The organism is Sorangium sp. So ce1153 (assembly GCF_051521595.1).
GTDB lineage: Bacteria > Myxococcota_A > Polyangia > Polyangiales > Polyangiaceae > Sorangium.
This window is the reverse complement of the sequence record NZ_CP150361.1, coordinates 12,631,348-12,651,415: the sequence shown is the minus strand read 5'-3', so window position 1 is coordinate 12,651,415 and position 20,068 is coordinate 12,631,348. Positions and strand designations below refer to the sequence as shown.

Here is a 20,068-nt window from a genome sequence, read left to right as displayed (position 1 = left end):
CGCGAACCATGACCATGTCGTCCACCCTCACGAGAGAAAGGTAGGAGAAGCGCTCCGAGGGGTGAAGGTGACAGACCTGCGACTCACGCGCGCAGCCGAGGACAGAGGATCACCGCCAACGCGGCCAGCGCGGCCGACGACGGACAGCCCGGCCGTTGCCGCGTCGGCCCGGAAGGAGCTCGCGTGAAGGAGGTAACGCCAAGAAATCATTGAGCATTTCTCCCCACCTCGCCGGCCCGTCGCCCGCCCGCCTCCCTCTCCGATCCGACAACCACCGACAGCCACCGACGCGCCGCCTCGGCGCTCAGCACACCTCACCGCACGGGCGGGGGCGGCGCGGCGCCGGCGTCCTGCTCGGGCGCGCCAGGCCACTCGTCGCAGGTGGCGCGGTACGTGATGTCGGGCATGAGCTGCGCCCATTCCTCGCGCGTGAAGTTGCGCCCGGCGTAGGCGCACGCGCGCGCGATCAGCGGCTCGGCCGCGATCGAGAAGACGCGCGCCGCGCCGTCGTTCGCGGCGGCCACCACGCGGGCGGCGTCGGGGCTGAACACGGCGTCCGTCAGCGTGACGCCCTCGGCGCGCAGGGTGATCGCCTCGCCCTGCCCGTCGACGGGGAGCACCCGCGCGATGCCGTCGCTCGACACGGCCACGATACGCGCGCTGTCGCTGCTGAACCCCACCGCCCGCACCGTCGTGCCGAGGCCGTTCAGGACGAAAGGCTGGCCCTGGCCATCGGCGCGCAGCAACCGCACGCCGTCGTCGAGCGCGGCGATCGCGATGTGGTTCCCGTCCGGGCTCACCGCCAGCGCGGTGATCGCGCGCTCCTCGTACCCTGACGGGATGACGCGCGGGACCCCGCGGCCGTCCGCGGGCCACACCTTCACGTTCGGACCCGAGGTCGCCACGATCTGCTTGCCGTCCGGGCTGAACGCCGCCCGGATCAGCCCCGCGCGCTCGTCGCGCAGCACCACGGGCTCGCCCTGCACGCCGACCTCGAACACGCGCAGGATGCCGTTCCACGAGGTCGTGACGATCCGCGTCCCGTCCGGGCTGAAGGCGACGCCGACCACCCGGTCGTCATGAACGCCGAGCACGACCGGCTGGCCCTTTCCGTCCGTTCGCCACACCCGCGCGGTCCTGTCGGCCGAGCCGGTGACAAGGCGGTTGCCGTCCGGGCTGAAGTCGATGCTGAGCAGGTGCTCCTCGTGCCCGCGGAGCACGACGGGCTCGCCCGAGCCGTCGGCGCGAAAGACGCGCGCCGTCCGGTCGGTCCCGGCGGTGGCGATCCTGGCGCCGTCCGGGCTGACGGCGACGGCGGTCAGCGGCCCGTCGTGGCCGTGCAGGAGCAGCGGCTCGCCCGGCGCGTCGAGGCGCCAGACCCGCGCGGTCCCGTCGTCGGACGCGGTGACCACGCTCTTGCCGTCGCGGCTGAAGGCGGCGCTGTTCACGGCCGCCTCGTGCCCGTAGAGGACCGTGGGCGTGCCCTTGCCGTCGGCCCGGAAGATGTGGGCGGTCCGGTCCGCCGAGGCGGTGACGATCGCCGTGCCGTCGGCGCTGAAGGCGGCGCTGCGCACCGGCCCCGTGTGCCCGCGCAGGACGATGGGCTCGCGCTGGCGGGGGACGAGCACGCGCGCCGTCCCGTCGCCCGCCGCGAGCGCGACGCGGTCGTCGACGGGGCTGTAGTCGGCGACCTCGACCCCCTGCCCGTGCCCGTCCAGCACCACGGGGGCGCCCTGCCCGTCGGTGCGCACCACGTACACCGTCCCGCTGACGGCCGTGGCGAGGATCCGGGTGCCGTCGTGGTTGAAGACAGCGCGCCGGATGAGCCGCTCGCCAAGCGTGACGACGAGCGGCGGCTCGTCCCCCATGCCGGGGCGCCACACGTAGACCGCGCCGTTCGTCGTCCCGGCGACGAGGCGGCTGCCGTCAGGGCTGAACGCCACGCTCGCCGGCGCGGCGTCCCGCGTGCCGAGCGTGCACTCCTCGTGGCCGTCCGCGCGCCACAGGCGCACCGTGCCGTCGGTGGACGCGGTGGCCAGGCGGCTCCCGTCGCGGCTGTAGGCGACGGCGACGACCGCGAGCTTGTGGCCGCGCAGCACGATCGGCTCCTCGCGCCCGTCGAGGCGGAAGATGCGCGCGGCCCCGTCCGCCGAGGCGGTCGCCACGGAGCGGCCGTCCGGGCTGAAGACCGCGTCGTGGACCGCGCCGCCGTGCCCGGCGAGCACCTCCTGGCCGACCGCGGGGCCCCAGACAGCGTCGCCGAGCGCCTGCACCACGGTGGGGCCCGCAGGGCGGCCGCTCTCCCGGGCGGCGAGGCCCGCCTCCACGGCGAGCAGGCGCGCGCGCTGCAGCTGGCCCTCGGCGAGCTCCTTCCCGGCCTGGGCCGCGAGCCGCCGGGCGTCCTTCTCGCGCGACTCCTGCTGCGCCCGGATCCGCGCCTGCTCCTCCTTCCCCATCTGCCAGAGGAGCACGAGGATCAGGCTGCCGAGCAGCGTGACCGCGACGGCGAGCACGGTGAGCAGCCGCCGCATCGACCGCTTCTGGACCTCCGCCCGCGCGCAGGCGGCGAGGAACGCCCGCTCCTCCGCCGAAAGATCGCCGCGGCCGTCGCACCACGACGTGAGCTCGGCGAGGGCCGCGCCGCCCACGAGGAAGTCGTCTTTCCGCCCGTTCGTGAGCCAGCGCGCGAGCGGCTCCGTGATCGCCCGATCGGCCTCGCGCGACAGGACCCACGCCCGGTCGAAGACAGCGCCGAAGATGCGGTTGCGCACGTCGAGGCACGGCCCGCCCGCGGGCCTCGTCCGCTCCGCGGAGAGGCCCGCGAGCCGCAGCGCGAGCTGGACCGGATCCCCGCTGTCGACCGGGACCCGGTGGCCGTCGAGCAGCTGCTTGTACAGCCTGAGGAGCTTCGGCGCGTGCGCGTGGTGGTGGGGCCCCGGCGCCTCCAGGCACCGCGCCGCATAGCGCAGGTTCGGGTCCTCGGTCCGGCCGTGGGCCAGGAACCGCCGCTGCACGGCCTCCTCGACGCTGAGGCCGCGCCGCTCGCCGACGAGATCCGCGCAGAGCCGCTGGGTCATGTAGGGGTGCCCCGCGGTCCACGTGTAGACCGCGTCGAGCAGCGCGTCGGGATCGGCCACGAGCCCGTCGAGCCCCGCGCGGAACCCGCGCGCCTCGGCGCGGGTGAAATCGTCGAGCCGGATCGCGCGGCCGATGTTGAACGGCGTCCGGGTCGGATCGGCGACGAGCTCCCACGGCGCCGCCACCCCGAGCAGGCAGAAGGTCAGCCGGGCGTTGGCCGGGCGCTCCGCCCGCCGGTTCACGAACGAGCGGATCACCGCGAAGAAGTCGTCTCGCGAGAACGGCAGAGACAGCGTGGCGTCGATCTCGTCGATGAACAGGACGATCGCGGAGGAGATGTCCACGAGCACGACGTCCTCGAGCCAGCGTAACCAGCAGTGCACCGGCCCGAGGTGCCAGTGCTCGTCCCAGAACTCGTCCGGCGGCTCCAGCCCGAGCTGCTCGGCGATCTCCGACGCGATCCCGAGGTACCAGCCCGCCGGCGTGGCGGACTCGGGGCCGAGCGCCTCGAGGTCGACGCTCGCGCACTCGACCTGCTCGGCGCGGAGCCGCCTCGAGACCCGCAGTCGCAGGCTGGATTTCCCGATCTGCCGGGTGGACAGCACATAGCAGAGCTCTCCGCCCCGCAGCGCGTCGAAGAGCTCCCTGTCCGCGGAGCGCTCGATATAGATCGCGCCGTCTCCCACGGTCCCGCCCGCCTCGAACCGGTGCCTTTGATCTACGGGACTGGCTGTAGCCAGATCGAGATCGGGAGGCGTCGGGAAAGTCACGAATCTGACGGTGCCATGCCACGCCGGTACCGTCAACGGAACGACATCCCGCGCCACAAGCGTCCGTGGTGAAACAAGAGAGCTCGTGACGGCGCGATGGACTTCGCGATCATGTCAAACGTCGACAGCATGGGCCACGGCTCACGCGAATTCCGCGGCGGCGGCGCGCTCGGGCGTCGAGCGTCGTCCGACGCGCGACGCGCGACGCGCGACGCGCGACGCGCGACGCGCGACGCGCGACTCGGGCGCCGCGAGCGACCGCCGCGCCTGCGAGCCCGCGGACCCCGCGCGAGGGCGACTGCGCCGGTCGCGGCGCGCCTCGAAAGCCACTCGCGAGCTCGATAAATCGTGGACCGCGCGACTGCCGCTGGTGTAGCTTTCGCGCCGTGCGAGGCGCGTTGAGGGCGGGGGAGCATCGCGTCGTGGCCGCGCTGGTGGCCATGTCGCTGCTCGGTTATGCATTGCGCTCTGCGGCTCAGCAGGTTCCTGCCGATACTACGGCTTCTCCCGATACCGCGGAAGCGCCTGCCGGAGAGACCCCGTTGGCGCCGCCAGAGGCCGTAGAGACGGCTCCGCCGCCGCAGCCGGCCGGTCCGCCGGGAGCGGCGCCGGCGCAGCCAGCGGCTGTCCGCCCGGAGCTGCCCGGCGAGGCCGCGACGACTTCGTCTCGCGGGCGGGCCGATCCGGGTGCGCCCGCGGCGGCCACGCCGCCGCCCGTCGCGCAATCCAGACAAGATGGGTTCTCCTTCGGTTCCTATGGTCGCGTGGTCGCCGCGACCGATTTCCGGGGGCGCCCGGGTCGCGACGCCGATATCGTCGCTCACGGCTCGCGGCTCGACGAGTCGAGCTATGTTGAGCTCACGCTCCGCCGCGACGATCACTGGCAGAAGACCGGCGCCTCCACCGTCGTGGTGACGACCCTCGCCGTCGCTCACCCGATCTTCCATCATGACGGCGTCTTCGACGCCTCGATGGCGGTGCGCAACCTCTATCTCCAGGTGAGCGATCTCGGCGTGAAGGGGCTCTCGCTCTGGGCCGGCTCCCGCATGTACCGGGGAGACGACATCTACCTGCTCGACTGGTGGCCTCTCGACAACCTCAACACGCTCGGCGGCGGGGTCGGATACGCGATCGACGAACGGACGAGCGCGGCGATCCAGGCGGGCTTGTCGAAGCCGCAGGGGCTGTTCTTCGGCCAGATCGTCGAGCGGCCGAGCCCCTTCAACCAGGTGGGCGCCGCGTCGGTCGAGGTGCTGGCGCGCCAGAAGTTCATCGGCAGCGCGCGGGCGGCCCACGTCGTCCCGCTCCCGGGGGGCGCGGGGCTCAAGGGCGTCGCGTACGGCGAGCTCCACACGCTGGCGCGCGGGCAGCGGCAGACCGAGCCCAACGTGCCCGACGTCTACGAGCGGCTCCCGGCGGACAGCGGCTATGTGCTCGGCGCCGAGATAGGCGCCTATACCGGCGAGCGCGACACGCACGTCAACCTCTTCTTCCGGTACGCGGGCGGGCTCGCGGCTCACGGCGAGTTCGCGACCCCGGTGCAGCTCGCGGCCGACGGGACGACCTCGGGCGCGCGCGAGATCGTCGTGGCGCTCGGGGGCAACTGGGAGCGCGGCCCCTTCGGGGTCATGGTCGCCGGCTACCTGCGGAGCTTCCGCGACGCGAGCCCCGACCTCGATCTCCACGACGTCGACGAGGGGATCGCGATGGTCCGCCCGCACGTCTTCCTCGGTGATCTCGGCGGGCTCGCGGTCGAGGCGTCCTACCAGGCGCAGCAGCGCGGCGTGCTCTCGACCCCGGGGGCGCCCCCCGGCTCGCTCGAGGCGCCGGAGGGGCCGCACGCCGCGAGCCTCGTGCGCTTCGGCGTCTCCCCGTTCGTCACGCCCGCCGGCCGCGGGGACCTGAGCCGCCCGGTCGTCCGGCTCATCTGGGCGCTCACGCTGCGCGACGCGGGGGCGCGCGGGCTGTACCCGGAGGACGATGTCTTCGGCCTCCGCGAGACAGAGCACTTCTTCGGTCTCGGGGCGGAGTGGTGGTTCAACACCCCGAGCTAAGGTGGTCACGATGTACCGGCAGCGATCGAGACATTCTCTCTGGCAAGCGGCGCGAGCGGCGCGATCGGGCGCGCTGGCCCGGGCGGTCGCCGCCGCCGCCCTCGCGCTCCCCGTCGCGGGGTGCATGTCGTTCGACGAGGGCGTCGCGCAGGAGGTCTCGCTCGGGGCGCACGTGAGCGACTGGCGGGAGGAGATCATCTATCAGGTGCTGATAGACCGCTTCGCCGACGGCGACGCGGGCAACAACACCCGCGTCTCCTCGGCGCTCGGCCGGTGGCACGGCGGCGACTGGAAGGGGCTAGAGGACCGGCTGCCCTACCTCGAGCAGCTCGGCGTCACCGCGATCTGGATCTCGCCGATCGTCAAGAACGTCGACACCGACGCCGGCTTCGACGGGTACCACGGCTACTGGACGCAGGACTTCACCGCGCTGAACCCCCATTTCGGCGATCTCGCGTCGCTGCGCCGGCTCGTCGCGTCGGCCCACGGCCGCGGGATGAAGGTGATCCTCGACGTCGTGGCGAACCACGTCGGCCAGCTCTTCTATTACGACATCAACCAGAACGGGCAGCCGGACGAGTCCGTCCATGGCAGCGGCAGGCCCGGGCAATCGCCGCTCGAGCGGATGAGCGAGTACGACCCCGATTTCGACCCCCGCGGCGTCCAGGCGCGGACGTCGCTCGGCGAGTCGGGCCCGGCGCCGGTCATCTTCCGTTACGACCCCGCGACGAACCACCTCCCGCCGCTGCCCGAGCTCTTCCAGGACCCCGAGGTCTACAACCGCAAGGGGCGCATCTTCAATTTCGACGACGTCGACCAGCTCGTGCACGGCGATTTCCCGGGCGGCCTCAAGGACATCGACACCGCCCGCTGCGACGTGAAGCGGACGATGGTCGACGTGTTCGTGCGCTGGGTCGAGCTCACCGACATCGACGGGTTCCGCCTCGACACGCTGAAGCACGTCGAGCACGAGTTCTGGCGCTACTTCACGCAGAACGTCCGGCTGCGGCTGAAGGAGAAGGGCAAGACGAACTTCTTCATGTTCGGCGAGGCCTTCGACGGCAGGGACGACCTCATCGGCAGCTTCACGAGGCACGAGGTCCCGGCCCACCCGAACGACGAGGCGCTCGGCGGCGACCTCGACCGCGAGAACGCCAGCGAGGCGGAGGGGGGCTGTCCGGGCGACGCGCCGATCACCGGCGACATGGTCGACGGCGTCTTCTATTTCTCCCAGTACTACCAGGCCTTCCGCGACGTCTTCCGCGACGCGCTCGGCACGCGGCGGATCGAGGACCTCTGGGACGCCCGGGAGGCCCACTACGGCACGGAGCCGAACGCGAACGGCACGGGCCTGCCGCCGACGAAGACGCTCGTCAACTTCATCGACAACCACGATGTCCCGCGCTTCCTCTACGCCGGCGCGGGCGTCTCGCCCTTCAAGGCCGACCCCGAGGCGGCGCTCAAGAACGCGCTCCTGTTCCTCTTCACCGAGGACGGCATCCCTTGCCTCTATTACGGCACGGAGCAGGGCTTCAGCGGCGGCAACGACCCGGCGAACCGCGAGCCGCTCTGGATCAGCGGCTACGACACCCAGCACCCGCTCTTCCGGTGGGTCCAGCGGCTCACCGCGCTGCGCCGGGGCTACCGGGCGCTCACGGTCGGAGAGCAGCGGGTGCGCTGGTCGACGGACCGGACGGGCGGCGCGGACGAGGACGCCGGCATCTTCGCCTTCGAGCGGGGCGACGCGGGCGGCGATTACGCGCTCGTGGTGCTCAACACGCACCCGAAGAAGCACAGCTCCCCGAGCTTCGGCGGGGAGGCGATGACGACGGAGCTCGAGCCGGGGACCGTGCTCATCGACGTGCTCTCGCCCGGGAAGAAGACGTATACCGTGGGCGCCGACGGCGCCGTCACGATCAAGCTGCCTCCGGTGAGCGGCGCGCTGCTCGTCCCTGAAGAACAGGTCATCCAGGGTCTCTGACCCTCCCCAGCACCCCTGCCCCCACGAGAGTCTTCAACATGGCTTCTGTCAAAGTGCGCGGACTCAACAAGCGATTCGGCCAGACCCACGTGCTGCGCGGCGTCTCCGTCGACGTGCCCGACGGCTCGTTCGCCGTCCTCGTCGGCCCGAGCGGCTGCGGCAAGTCGACGCTGCTCAGGCTTCTCGCCGGCCTCGAGGAGGCCGACGACGGCTCGATCGCGCTCGGCGAGCGCGACGTGACGCGCCTGGAGCCGCGCGATCGCGACGTCGCCATGGTGTTCCAGTCGTACGCCCTCTACCCGCACCTCACCGTGCGCGACAACCTCGCATTCGGCCTGAAGCTCCGGAAGACGCCGTCGGCCGAGATCGAGGCGCGCGTGAAGGAGGCGTCGGAGATGCTCGGCCTCGGCCCCCTCCTCGACCGGTTCCCCCGGGCGCTCTCCGGCGGCCAGCGGCAGCGCGTCGCCATGGGCAGGGCGATCGTGCGGCGGGCGCAGCTCTTCCTCTTCGACGAGCCGCTCTCGAACCTCGACGCCGCCCTGCGCGCCCAGGTGCGGGTCGACATCCGCAAGCTGCACGACCGGCTCGGCGCGACGAGCGTCTACGTCACCCACGACCAGGTCGAGGCGATGACGCTCGCCGACGAGATCTTCGTGCTCAACAAGGGCGTCGTCGAGCAGTCCGGCCCGCCGCTCGAGGTGTTCGCCCGGCCGCGCACGCAGTTCGTGGCGAGCTTCCTCGGCAGCCCGGCGATGAACTTCTTCGAGGCGCGCATGGAGAGCCGGGACGGCCGGTGGTTCGCGGCCCAGGGGGACCTCGCGGTCGAGATCGACGCGGCCGAGTTCCCGGGCGCGCTCTCGTCGGGGCGGCGGGTGACGGTCGGCGTGCGCCCGCACGAGGTGGATCTCGCCTCGGGCGACGACGGCGCCCGGTTCCAGGTGGCGATCGTCGAGGCGCTCGGGGCCGAGTCGTACGCGCACGGCACCGTCGCGGGGGCGCCGTTCGTGGCGCGCCTGGATCCGGCGGCGCCCGTCGCGAAGGGGGACACCGTGAAGATCGCGCTCCAGAAGGTGCACCTGTTCGACGCGGACTCGGGGCTCAGCCTCCGGGAGGCGTGAGGCGCGCGATGACGAGCCGCTCGAGCCGCCCGAGCCGACCGAGTCGACCGAGTCGACCAGGCCGCCCCGCGCCAGCGATCGCGCTCGCCGCGCTCGCCGCGCTCCTGCTCGTCCTCGCGCCGGCGCTCGCGGCCGCGGCGCCGATCCGGCTCTGGCACGCCTACCGCGACGACGAGGCCAAAGCGCTCGGCGCCATCGTCGCGGCCTTCAAGGGCGAGGAGGTCGAGCTCCTCGCCCTGCCGTTCGACGCCTACGCCTCGAAGCTCCAGGCGGCGATCCCGATGGGCGAGGGGCCCGACCTGTTCATCGACGCCCACGAGCGGCTCGGCGACTACCGCGCGCGCAAGCTCGTCGCGCCGGTGGGCGACGCGCTCGAGCCGAACGGCGAGGCGCTGTTCCAGGGGCCGGCGCTCGCGGCCGTGCGGCAAGGGGGCGAGATCTTCGGGCTGCCGATCAGCCAGAAGTGCATGGCGCTCTACATGAACACCGCGCTCGTCCGCGAGGCCCCGGCGTACCTCGAGGACATCGCCGCGCTCGCCGGCGCGCTGCCGCAGGGCGTGTACCCGCTCGCGTACGAGGCGTCGAACGCCTACGCGCACATGCCGATCCTCGCCGCGTTCGGCGGCACGATGCTGGACGAGAACGACCAGTTCGGCTTCGTCGGCCCGGGGCCGGAGCGCTCGCTCGAGCTCGTCCGCTCGCTGATCGCGCGGCGGGTCGTCCCGGAGGACGCGAACGGCGCGCTGGTGACCGACCTCTACAACACCGGCCGCGCGGCGTTCGTGATGAGCGGGCCGTGGTTCGTGGGCGGCCTCAAGGACGAGGCGAAGCAGCGCTCCCGCGTCGTCCCGCTCCCGAAGGTGCGCGAGACAGGCCAGCCGATGCGGCCGTTCATGACCGTCGAGGCGGTGATGCTCTCGCCCCAGGGCGCGCAGCGCGTCGAGGCGCGGGCGCTCGCGCGCCACATCGCGGGCGCCGCGGCCGCGGCCACGCGCCTCGAGGTGGCGCGGACGCCGCCGGTGCGCAGCGACGTGGCGGTCCCGGCCGACGACGCCTTCATCGCGGCGTTCACCGAGCAGGCGAAGGTGGCGATCCCGATGCCGACCTCGCCGGCGATGCGCTCGACCTGGGAGCCGTCGGCGCGCGCGATCCGCAAGGTGCTGCGGGGCGACGCGTCCCCCGAGGTCGCGCTCTCCGAGGCGAAGCACCGCTTCGACGACGTGCGCCGTCCGCTCCCGCCGCCCGCCTCGCCGGCGCCGCTCCTCGTCGTGCTCGGCGCGCTCGCGCTCGCCCTGGTGCTCCGGTGGGTCCTCGCCGCGAAGCGCGCGGTCTCCAGCCCGGCGCGCCCGGCGCTCCGTCGCTCGCTCGAGCGCTCGCTCTCGGCCTACAAGTACGTCGCGCACGCCGTCGTCGCGATCGGCGTGCTCGTGATGGTGCCGCTCGTCATCGGCGCGGCCACGTCGCTCTTCGCTGGCAGCGGCGAGGGCCTCCGGTACGTCGGCCTCGCCAACTTCATCAGCATCCTCACGGCCCGCGGCGAGCCGCTCTTCTCCAGCGGCTCGTTCTACCTCGTGCTCGCGGTGACCGTGCTCTGGACGGTGGTGAACCTCCTCTGCCACGTCGTCCTCGGCGTCTCGCTGGCGCTGCTCCTGCACCGCCCGACGCTGCGCCTGCGCGCGGTCTACCGGGTGTTGCTCATCGTGCCCTGGGCGGTGCCGAGCTACGTGACCGCGCTGTCCTGGAAGGGCATGTTCCACCGGCAGTTCGGGGCCGTGACCGGCCTCATCGAGGCGGTGAACTCCGCTTTCGGCACGAGCATCGAGCCCATCGCCTGGTTCTCGAGCTTCACGACCGCGTTCACGGCCAACGTGACCACCAACGTATGGCTCGGCTTCCCTTTCATGATGGTGGTCACGCTCGGCGCGCTCACCGCCGTGCCGGAGGACGTGCTCGAGGCGGCCGAGGTCGACGGCGCCACGCGCTGGCAGCGCCTCTGGAGCATCACGCTGCCGCTGATCAGGCCGGTGCTCGCGCCGGCGGTGACGCTGGGCGCGATCTGGACGTTCAACATGTTCAACGTGGTGTTCCTCGTCTCCGGCGGCGATCCGGACGGCACCACGGACATCCTCGTCTCCGAGGCGTACCGGTGGGCGTTCACCCGCGAGGCTCAGTACGGCTACGCCGCGGCGTATTCGGTGCTCATCTTCCTGCTGCTCACGCTCGCGACGCGCGCCTCGGGGTGGCGGCGGCGGACGCCCGGTTCCTACATCCCGCAGGGCGGCGGGGCCGCCGACGGGTCGGCGCCCGCCCCGGTGGCGGCGACGGAGGCCGTATGACGCGCAAGCCTTCTCCGGTCGAGTCGGTCGCGGTGCACGTCGCGCTGCTCGCGGCGGTCGCTTTCGCGCTGTACCCGGTGCTGTGGGTCATCTCGATCGCCTTCTCGGGGTCGCGCCCGCCGGTGCCGGAGGTCCTGCCGTTCCCGAACCAGCCGACGCTCGCGCACCTCGAGGCGGTGGTCACCACGTCGCAGAAGGTCGGCGGCGAGGAGATCTGGCTGTTCCCGCGCCAGCTCGCGAACTCGATCGTCGTGGCGCTCGCGACCGCGGTGGTCGGCGTGACCATCGCGGTGCCGGCGGCGTACGCGCTCGCGCGCTTCCAGTTCCTCGGCAAGGAGCGCGGCGTGCGCGCGCTGCTCGCGACGCAGATGTTCCCCACGGTGGCGAGCGCGATCCCGCTGTACCTCTTGCTCGACGCGCTGGGGCTCTTGAACTCGCGGACGGGGCTCGTGCTCTGCTACGCGTCGACGGCGGTGCCGTTCTCGATCTTCCAGCTCCGGGCCGCGTTCGAGGCGATCCCGGTCGATCTGGAGGAGGCGGCGATGGTCGACGGGGCGACGCGCTTCCAGGCCTTTTTGCGGGTCGTGCTCCCGGCGGCGCGGCCGGCGATCGCGGTGACGGCGCTGTTCGCGATCATGACGGCGTACAACGAGTTCATCCTCGCGGCGACGCTGCTCGGCAAGGAGGAGATGTTCACGCTGCCGGTCGTGCTGCAGCGGTACATCGGCGAGTACGACGCGCAGTGGGAGCGGTTCGCGGCGGGGGCGCTCCTCGTGTCGCTGCCGGTCATGGGGGCGTTCTACCTGGTGCAGCGGCACCTCGTGGCGGGGCTGACGACGGGCGGGGTGAAGGGGTGAGCCCTGCCCGGCGCGACCCGAGGCGCTCACTCCGTGCAGGGCCGGGATCCGGAACGGAAGAAGTAACGGCCGCTGTCAGCGGCTGAATGCGGCGCTGCGCTGTAAAAGTCGGCCAGGCCTGTTTGCGGTTCGCGACGCCGCTCAGCGACCGTTGAGCGGACACAGCGTCCCGCTCTCGAGCTGGCTCGAGGTGACGCCGCCCTCGTACCGCCAAAGTGGTATGGCGGCCGAGCGCTCAATTGAGCAAGACTGCATGACGCGTGCACCGGTTGTACCGGTGTCGTGTGCAGCGTCCAGAGCACCGGCGAGCAAAGGGAGCAACAGGCGCTCATCGAGGAGAGCGCGCTTCTTGTCGGAGAAGGGGGCTGCCAGCACGGCTCGTCGCGGCGGCCTTAGTCTGGCTTGGAGCTGCCAGCAACGAGGGCGTCGGCCAGTCACAGCGTCAGCGCCTGTCGGCGCAAGGTGATTCGACGAGCGAGCGCAGCGCATGCGCCTCGCGCGCGTGCGCGTCAAATAGAGGCGTCCATCGTGTGTCATGAGCTGGGGCGTTCTGGTGTGTCGTTGTCGAGAGATGCGAAGCGACTCTGGCCGAAGTCCGGTGTCGGCCTGAGGCGCTCGAACGGATCTTCATGGAGGGCGTGATGAAATCATCGTCGATGGTGTTCAGTGGCTTGCTCTTGTGGACCTTGGCTTCCCTTGTCGGATGCGTGGTCACGACCGAGGCGGACGACGATAGTATCTACGCTGAAGGTGATGACGTTCATGCCGAGGCCGAGGAAGATGAGCAGGTCGGCGAGGCTGAAGGGGCGTTCGTCGGCTCGCGCGGAGATTATTATTATACCATCATGCCTGGGGAAGGTATCTGGGGGACCTGGCGACAGGATATCTACTGCAATCCGGGTTCGTGGGCCATCGGTTACACGCTCCGCGTTGAGCGTGACCAGGGTACCCGCGACGACGACACTGCCCTGAATTCAGTGAGGCTCCTGTGTCAGGACGCGCGGGGCAACACGATTGAATGGATCTCGTCTTATGACGGGCTATGGGGTGACTGGGGCAATGCCGCCTCCTGCTCAGGTGCGGCCAACTTCCTCACATCGGCGCAGTTGCGTGTCGAAGGTTCGCGGGGTGGTCGCAGGGACGACACGGCGGCGAACGACGTCAAGTTCGGGTGCAGGAACGGTGGCACTGCCTATACGACCAACGGTGGCGGCTGGGGTGGATGGAGAGATTGGGCTTATTGTCCCACAGGCACAGCGGTGTGCGGGCTGTCCATCCGATTCGAGGACTCGCAGGGCGGGGGTGACGACACGGCCATGAACGGCCTGAAGCTCCATTGCTGCAGCTTGTGAGCGCCACGTAGGCGATACGCATCAGGATCGGGACCGGCGATGATGCCGGCCAGCGAGGCCCGCGCATCGCCGCGATGGCCATGAACCTGCCGGACCTGTTCGCGCTCCCTGCAGTGTCCTGCGCTGACAGCGAGGGTTGCCTACGAGGATCGGCCCCACGCGCGACGCCCTGCCCGCACGATCGCGGCCGGCGCCGCGCGTCCGGTCGCCCCGGGCGCAGGACCCCGTGTTGCCCGCCGGCGCCCCCCCTCCGTCACGGCCATGGACGCCCCCTCGCGACCCCGCTATCTCCATGGAGCCATGCCGAAGGCCGAGGATCCCCCGCCAGCCGCCGCGCCGGGGACCGTCAGCGCGGAGCCCCGCCCCCCCTCGGGCGGCGACGGCCGCCTCTCGCCCGGCGGCGACGGCCGCCCCTCGCTCGTCGCCGACGGCCGCGTCTCGCTGGTCGGCGAGCCCCGCCTCTCGCTGGTCGGCGAGCCGCGCATCTCGTTCGTCGCCGACGGCGACGGCCGCGGCACCTTCCTGCCGGCGCCCTCCGCGCGGCGGCCGCGCCTCAGCCGGCCCTCGTGGGAGAAGCACCTCTTGCCGCTGCTGGGGCCGGTGCTCGCCCTGCTCGTCATCGGCGCGGTCGCCACGCTCGAGGCCGCGCTCGACTGGAACATCCCGAACCCGCCCGCGATCCTCTCGATGATCATCGTGTTCGCGGCGTTCAGCGGCGGGCTCTGGGGCGGCATCATCACGGCGCTCATCTCGTGCGTCTACTTCGCCATCTACTTCTCCGACGACGGGGCGCCCTTCTCGTACACCGCGGACAACCTGCTCCGGGTCATCGTCTTCGCCGTCACCACGCCCGCCATGGCGGTGATGGCCAGCATCGCCAAGCGGCGCGCGGACGCGATGGGCGAGGCCTCGCTCGAGAACGAGCGCGAGCACTCGGCGAGCCTGCGCGCCCTCTTGATGCAGCGCCAGGAGGTCGAGGCCGAGCTCCAGCAGGCCAAGGAGGCCGCCGAGGCCGCGAGCCGCGCGAAGAGCGAGTTCCTCGCCAGCGTGAGCCACGAGATCCGCACCCCGATGAACGGCATCATCGGCATGACGTCGCTCGCGCTCCAGACCGAGCTCACCCAGGAGCAGCGCGAGTACCTCGAGATGGTCAAGATCTCGGCCGACGCGCTCCTCGCCATCATCAACGACGTCCTCGATTTCTCGAAGATCGAGGCCGGCAAGCTCGAGATCGAGCCCGTCGTCTTCGAGCCGAGCGAGATCATCGGCGACGCCGTGAAGACGCTCGCGCTCCGGGCCCACGAGAAGCGGCTCGAGCTCGCCTACCACGTCAGCCCCGAGGTGCCCGAGGCGCTCGTCGGCGACCCGCTGCGCCTGCGCCAGGTCCTCGTGAACCTCGTGAGCAACGCGGTGAAGTTCACCGACGCCGGCGAGATCGTCGTCCGCGCCGCCATCGACGCGCGCTCCCCCCTCTCGCCCGAGGAGGAAGAGGCCGGCGCCGACCGCCCGAGCGCGGCGGACCTCTACTCGGGCGAGGCGCTCGGCGACGTCGTGGTGCTCCACGTGCGCGTCATCGACACGGGCATCGGCATCGCCCCCGACAAGCAGCGGCTCGTCTTCGACGCGTTCGCGCAGGCGGACGGGTCGACCACCCGCAAGTACGGCGGCACGGGCCTCGGCCTCACGATCTGCGCCCGGCTCGTCGAGATGATGGGCGGCAAGATCTGGATCGAGAGCGAGGTCGGCAAGGGCAGCACCTTCCACTTCACGCTCCAGCTCAGGGCGCTCGAGGGCGCCGCGCGGTCGCGCCGGCCGCAGCTGCCGAAGGACCTCCAGGGCACGCGGGTCCTCATCGCCGACGACAACACGACGACGCGGCGCATCCTCGCGGAGACGATCGAGGGCTGGGGGATGAAGCCGGTCCCCGTCGACTCGGGGGCGGCGGCGATCGCGGCGCTCTCGGAGGACTCGGGGGTGTGGGCGCTGCCCTGGGGCAAGCCGGGGGGCAACGCGGTCGGGCCGAGCACCTCGTTCGGCCTCGCGATCGTCGACGCCCGCATGCCGAAGGTCGACGGCTTCGCCGTGGTGGAGCACTGCCGCCGGCGCGAGATCCTGAAGGGGCGCACCATCATGATGCTGAGCTCGACGTCCGCGCAGGCGGACGCCGCGCGCTGCCGCGACCTCGGCGTCTTCGCCATGCTGACGAAGCCCGTGAAGCCATCCCACCTCCAGGAGGCCGTGTTCCACGCCTTCGGCGTCCCGACGCGGAGCGCGCTCCGGTCGGCCGACGTGCGCCGCTACATGCCCGGGCCGCGCGCCCGCGGCCTGCGCGTGCTCGTCGCCGAGGACAACGCGATCAACCAGAAGCTGATGCGCCGCTGGCTGGAGCGGCAGGGCCACCACGTGCACATCGTCGAGAACGGCCGGCTCGCCGTCGAGAAGATCGCGAGCGGGCAGTACGACGTGGCCCTGCTCGACGTGGAGATGCCCGAGATGGACGGCCTGCAGGCCGCGCGGGTCGTCCGCGCCCGCGAGCGGCGCGAGGGCGGGCACATGCCGCTCATCGTCGTGACCGCTTACGCGATGAAGGGCGACCGCGAGCGCTGCCTCCGGGCGGGCTTCGACGGCTACGTGTCGAAGCCGGTGCAGGTGGAGGAGCTCTACGACATGATCGACCGGCTCGCCGCCGGGCCCTCGTCGCTGGAGATCGAGGACCCGGCGGGCCTGTCGCTCGGCGCGCAGAGCTCGTACCCGTCGGTGCCCTCGTCGTCGTTCGACAGCGGGCCGCCGAGCGCCCGCTCGGAGCGGCTGACCGGCTCACCTTCCTCGATCGCGAGCCGGCCGATGTTCGACCGCACCCGGGCGCTCGAGCGGACGGGCGGCGACGCCGACCTCCTGCGCGAGCTCGCCGAGGTCTTCCTGGAGGAGTGCCCGCGGTGGATGGCCGACATCGACGAGGCGGTGACGTCGGGCGACGCCCGCAAGCTCCAGCGGGCCGCGCACAGCCTGAAGGGCGGGGTCGACAGCTTCGGCGCGCGGGCCGCGTTCGAGGCCGCCTTCGCGCTGGAGAAGATGGCGCGCGCGAACGAGCTCGGCAGCCTGGCGGAGGCGCAGTTCGCGCTGCGCGCGCAGGTCGAGCGCCTGATCCCCGAGCTCGCCGCGTTCGTGCGCGAGGGCGTGCCGGCGGACCCTGCGACGCCGGTGCAGGGCGAACCACGCTCTGATAACGAGGTGACGCGATGGTGAGGGTGCTCGTGGTGGACGACTCCCCGATGGATCGGCGCCTCTCCGGGAGCCTGCTCAAGAAGCGCGCCGGCATGGAGCCGATGTACGCCGAGAACGGCGTCGAGGCCCTGCAGACGATCGCGCGGACGACGCCCGAGATCGTGCTGACCGACCTCCAGATGCCGGAGATGGACGGCCTGGAGCTGGTCGAGGCGATCCGCCGCGAGCACCCGTACCTGCCGGTGATCCTGATGACCGCGCACGGCAGCGAGGAGATCGCGGTGCAGGCGCTCCGGCGCGGCGCCGCGAGCTACGTCGCGAAGCGGAACCTCGCGGCGGAGCTCGTGAACACGGTCGAGAACGTCCTCGCCGTGGCGCGGCTCGACCGGCGCGAGCAGCAGCTCCTCTCGTGCCTGACGGCGACCGAGTCGCACTTCGAGCTCGACAACGACGTGGCGAAGGTGCCCGCGCTGGTGGGCCACATCGAGCAGAGCCTCGGCCGGATGCGGCTGTGCGACGAGACGGGCCGGATCCAGGTCGCGGTGGCGCTGCGCGAGGCGCTCGTGAACGCGATCGTACACGGCAACCTCGAGGTGAGCTCGACGCTGCTCGACGAGGATCCGGCCGCGTTCCAGGCGCTGGTCGAGCGGCGCCGGGGGGAGAGCCCCTACCGGGACCGGCGCGTCCACGTCTGGGCGCGGGAGACGCGGACCGAGGCGACCTACGTCGTGCGCGACGAGGGGCCCGGCTTCGACCCGCGCGACCTGCCGGACCCGACCGACCTCGCCAACCTGGAGAAGCCGAGCGGCCGCGGCCTGATGCTGATCCGCACCTTCATGGACGAGGTGCGGCACAACGAGAAGGGCAACGAGATCCGCATGCTGATGCGGTGTCGCTCGCCGGAGTCCGAGGGCGAGCAGGACGGCCACGACGGCTGACGCGGCCTCGTTCCGAGCGCCCCCGGGCGGCGGGGGGGTGGGTCACGCCAGCTCGGCCACCAGCGCTCGATGACCCAGGTCCAGCGACTCCAGCCGTCGCAGCCCCCCGTACTTGCGATCCCACGCCCCCGACGCGAGGTCGGCCCCGAGACGCGCGAGCCCTTCCGCCAGGCTGCCCTCCTCCGCGAGCGCGAAGTTCGAGATGTTCCGCTGGACCTCCACATCCAGGTACATCTCCGGCCGCGCCCAGTACGCCGCGAACAAGCCGTCGGCGCAGTCGCGCGGCAGCGGACAAGGCAGCGCCTTCACGGACGGGAGCTCTTCTCTGATCGCGTCGCGGATGGCGGCGATCCGCCGAGACGGGTCGAGCGAGGGGAGGTAATCCTCGGTCAGCCAGAACGGTTGACCGCTCGGCGGGTCGCGCAAAAAGATGACGATCCGCTTGCGTGCGACCCTGCGGAGCTCGCGCAGGCCCGCCCGCGCGTCCGTCCAGTGATGTAGCGTGTTGACGGCCAGGGCGGCGTCGAAGCTCTGGTCGGGGAGGGGCAGGCTCTCGGCGCTGGCCTGGAGGGCTGGCGCCGCGCCGCGCCGCCTCTGCGCGATCATGGTGGCCGAGGGTTCGACCGCGAGCACCTCCCGATCGGCCGGCTCGTACGCGCCGGCGCCCGCGCCCACGTTGACCACCGAGCGCGCGTCGCCGAGGGCGTCCCTGATCAGCGCCTCGATGCGGGGATCCGTCCTTCGCGTGGCGGAGTAGCCTGCGCCGATGCGATCGTAGAGCGCGCTCATGTCCCTCCGGTCCTGAGGGATCCTAACCCGCATTCCCGGGCAGAGGAGCCTTGCAGGCGTGGCCCGGGGAGATCAGGAGGTGAAGCCGCCGTCGATCTTGAGGTCGGCGCCCGTGACGAAGGCGCCCTCGGGGCCGGCCAGGTACGCCACCATGCCGGCGATCTCGTCGCCCTGTCCGTAGCGCTGCACGGGGATCTGGTCCTTGAACTTGGCGGCGAGCGGGCCGTCGGCCGGGTTCATGTCGGTGTCCACGGGGCCCGGCTGGATGTTGTTGACCGTGATGCCGCGCGGACCGAGATCCCGCGCCCAGCCGCGCGTCAGGCCGGCGACCGCCGCCTTGGTCGCGCCATAGACGGCCATCCCGGGGATGAGCGCCACATCGCCGCTGACGCTCCCGATGTTGATGATGCGCCCGCCCTCGCCCATGTGGCGGACGGCCTCCTGCGTGGCGGCGAAGAGGCCCCTGACGTTCACCGCCATGAGGCGATCGAACTCCTCCAGCGAGAACTGATCGATGGGCGCCATGGCGGCGACGCCGGCGTTGTTCACCAGCACGTCGAGCCGGCCGAAGGTCTTCACCGTCTGGGCGACGGCGCTCCTCACCGCCTCGACGTCGGCGCTGTCCGCCCGGACGGCGACCGCCCTGCCCCCCGCCGCCTCGATGCCGTGCACCACCTCGGCCGCCTTCTCGGGCGACGCGGCGTAGGTGATGACCACGGCGGCGCCCTCGTGCGCCAGGCGCCTGGCGACCGCCGCCCCGATACCCCGCGAACCCCCGGTGACCAGCGCAACCTTGCCCTTCAACGTACCCATCGAGAAGTCCTCCTCTTTTTTTTGGAACGATCGTTCCATAAAAGGAAGGTAAGTAGGTTGATGCTGTCCGTCAAGCGATTTATGGAACGATCGTTATGAAAAAAGCGGCGGGGCAGGTCCAGCGGGGGCGAGGGCGGCCGCGCTGCTTCGATCAGGACGCGGCGCTGGAGCGGGCCATGCTCCTCTTCTGGGACCGGGGCTACGAGGCGACGTCGCTCGACGAGCTGAGCGCGGCGATGGGCATCAGCCCATCGAGCCTCTACGCGAACTTCGGTGGCAAGGAGCAGCTCTTCCGGGCGGCGGTGGATCGGTATCTCGCCAGGGGGGGCGGGCACATGGACCGCATCCTTGCCGAGGAGCCGACGGCCCGGGGCGCGGTGCAGCGGATGATCGAGACGGCGGTCGGCGAGTTCACCCGGCCCGATCAGCCGTCCGGCTGCATGATCGCGCTGGCCGGGACCCAGTGCTCCCCCGGCGCCCGGCCCTTGCAGGACCTGATGCGAGGGCACCGCGAGGCCTGGCACGCCTCCCTCCAGGCGCGGATCCAGCGGGCCATCGAGGAAGGCGAGCTCGCGTCGGACACGGACGCCGCCGCGCTGGCCACGTTCTACGTGACCGTCTTGCTGGGGATGTCGGTCCAGGCGCGGGACGGCGCGTCACCGGAGAGCCTCCGCGCGGCCGTGGACGCCGCGATGCGGGCGTGGCCTGGGCCCGGCGCCCCGCGCGGCCCGTAGGCTCCGGCGTCGTCCCGTGGGGA

The 20,068-nt window shown here is 71.8% G+C and carries 12 protein-coding genes; 9 read left to right on the top strand and 3 right to left on the bottom strand.

Going from position 1 to position 20,068, the window contains the following annotated elements:
* Positions 1-314: 314 nt before the first annotated feature.
* Positions 315-3,764, bottom strand: a complete 3,450-nt coding sequence (locus WME85_RS46035; protein WP_437830845.1) for an AAA-like domain-containing protein — start codon at positions 3,762-3,764, stop codon at positions 315-317.
* Positions 3,765-4,612: 848 nt separating this feature from the next.
* Here WME85_RS46035 and WME85_RS46030 point away from each other — a divergent pair.
* The 8 genes from WME85_RS46030 to WME85_RS45995 all read left to right on the top strand — a co-directional run bounded on the left by WME85_RS46030 (position 4,613) and on the right by WME85_RS45995 (position 17,709).
* Positions 4,613-5,902, top strand: coding sequence for a carbohydrate porin (locus WME85_RS46030; protein WP_437830844.1), 1,290 nt, complete (start codon positions 4,613-4,615; stop codon positions 5,900-5,902).
* 10 nt (positions 5,903-5,912) lie between these two features.
* The gene (locus WME85_RS46025) at positions 5,913-7,883 is read left to right on the top strand and encodes an alpha-amylase family glycosyl hydrolase (protein WP_437830842.1); all 1,971 of its coding nucleotides are present in this window, start codon (positions 5,913-5,915) and stop codon (positions 7,881-7,883) included.
* A gap of 38 nt (positions 7,884-7,921) precedes the next feature.
* On the top strand, positions 7,922-9,001 hold the full coding sequence (locus tag WME85_RS46020) for an ABC transporter ATP-binding protein (protein ID WP_437830839.1): 1,080 nt from the start codon (positions 7,922-7,924) through the stop codon (positions 8,999-9,001).
* A gap of 8 nt (positions 9,002-9,009) precedes the next feature.
* On the top strand, positions 9,010-11,337 hold the full coding sequence (locus tag WME85_RS46015) for an extracellular solute-binding protein (RefSeq protein WP_437830837.1): 2,328 nt from the start codon (positions 9,010-9,012) through the stop codon (positions 11,335-11,337).
* The gene (locus WME85_RS46010; RefSeq protein ID WP_437830836.1) at positions 11,334-12,194 is read left to right on the top strand and encodes a sugar ABC transporter permease; all 861 of its coding nucleotides are present in this window, start codon (positions 11,334-11,336) and stop codon (positions 12,192-12,194) included. The genes WME85_RS46015 and WME85_RS46010 overlap by 4 nt, the downstream gene beginning before the upstream one ends.
* Positions 12,195-12,835: 641 nt before the next feature.
* The gene (locus WME85_RS46005) at positions 12,836-13,546 is read left to right on the top strand and encodes a hypothetical protein (protein ID WP_437830834.1); all 711 of its coding nucleotides are present in this window, start codon (positions 12,836-12,838) and stop codon (positions 13,544-13,546) included.
* Positions 13,547-13,846: 300 nt separating this feature from the next.
* Positions 13,847-16,792 carry a response regulator gene (locus tag WME85_RS46000; RefSeq protein WP_437830832.1) on the top strand — a complete coding sequence of 982 codons (2,946 nt, stop codon included), beginning with the start codon at positions 13,847-13,849 and terminating at the stop codon, positions 16,790-16,792.
* Positions 16,786-17,709 (top strand): response regulator, encoded by a 924-nt coding sequence (locus WME85_RS45995; RefSeq protein WP_437830830.1) that lies wholly within the window; start codon positions 16,786-16,788, stop codon positions 17,707-17,709. Before WME85_RS46000 ends, WME85_RS45995 begins: the two co-directional genes overlap by 7 nt.
* Positions 17,710-17,751: 42 nt before the next feature.
* Here the strand turns inward: WME85_RS45995 and WME85_RS45990 are convergent, their stop codons facing one another.
* Both WME85_RS45990 and WME85_RS45985 read right to left on the bottom strand, forming a co-directional pair.
* Positions 17,752-18,498 carry a class I SAM-dependent methyltransferase gene (locus WME85_RS45990; protein ID WP_437830827.1) on the bottom strand — a complete coding sequence of 249 codons (747 nt, stop codon included), beginning with the start codon at positions 18,496-18,498 and terminating at the stop codon, positions 17,752-17,754.
* A gap of 72 nt (positions 18,499-18,570) precedes the next feature.
* A complete protein-coding gene (locus WME85_RS45985; RefSeq protein WP_437830825.1) occupies positions 18,571-19,311 on the bottom strand; it encodes a 3-oxoacyl-ACP reductase family protein in 741 nt (246 codons plus the stop codon).
* A 95-nt stretch (positions 19,312-19,406) separates the two neighbouring features.
* Here WME85_RS45985 and WME85_RS45980 point away from each other — a divergent pair, with 95 nt between their 5' ends.
* Positions 19,407-20,045, top strand: coding sequence for a TetR/AcrR family transcriptional regulator (locus tag WME85_RS45980; protein WP_437830822.1), 639 nt, complete (start codon positions 19,407-19,409; stop codon positions 20,043-20,045).
* Positions 20,046-20,068 lie beyond the last annotated feature (23 nt).

What these genes read in the sequence shown, in the direction of transcription:
- WME85_RS46025 (WP_437830842.1), top strand. Translation starts at nt 5,913, where the DNA reads ATGTACCGGCAGCGATCGAGACATTCTCTCTGGCAAGCGGCGCGAGCG.
- WME85_RS46020 (WP_437830839.1), top strand. Translation starts at nt 7,922, where the DNA reads ATGGCTTCTGTCAAAGTGCGCGGACTCAACAAGCGATTCGGCCAGACC.
- WME85_RS46015 (WP_437830837.1), top strand. Translation starts at nt 9,010, where the DNA reads ATGACGAGCCGCTCGAGCCGCCCGAGCCGACCGAGTCGACCGAGTCGA.
- WME85_RS46010 (WP_437830836.1), top strand. Translation starts at nt 11,334, where the DNA reads ATGACGCGCAAGCCTTCTCCGGTCGAGTCGGTCGCGGTGCACGTCGCG.
- WME85_RS46005 (WP_437830834.1), top strand. Translation starts at nt 12,836, where the DNA reads ATGAAATCATCGTCGATGGTGTTCAGTGGCTTGCTCTTGTGGACCTTG.
- WME85_RS46000 (WP_437830832.1), top strand. Translation starts at nt 13,847, where the DNA reads ATGCCGAAGGCCGAGGATCCCCCGCCAGCCGCCGCGCCGGGGACCGTC.
- WME85_RS45995 (WP_437830830.1), top strand. Translation starts at nt 16,786, where the DNA reads ATGGTGAGGGTGCTCGTGGTGGACGACTCCCCGATGGATCGGCGCCTC.
- WME85_RS45990 (WP_437830827.1), bottom strand. Translation starts at nt 18,498, where the DNA reads ATGAGCGCGCTCTACGATCGCATCGGCGCAGGCTACTCCGCCACGCGA.
- WME85_RS45985 (WP_437830825.1), bottom strand. Translation starts at nt 19,311, where the DNA reads ATGGGTACGTTGAAGGGCAAGGTTGCGCTGGTCACCGGGGGTTCGCGG.
- WME85_RS45980 (WP_437830822.1), top strand. Translation starts at nt 19,407, where the DNA reads ATGAAAAAAGCGGCGGGGCAGGTCCAGCGGGGGCGAGGGCGGCCGCGC.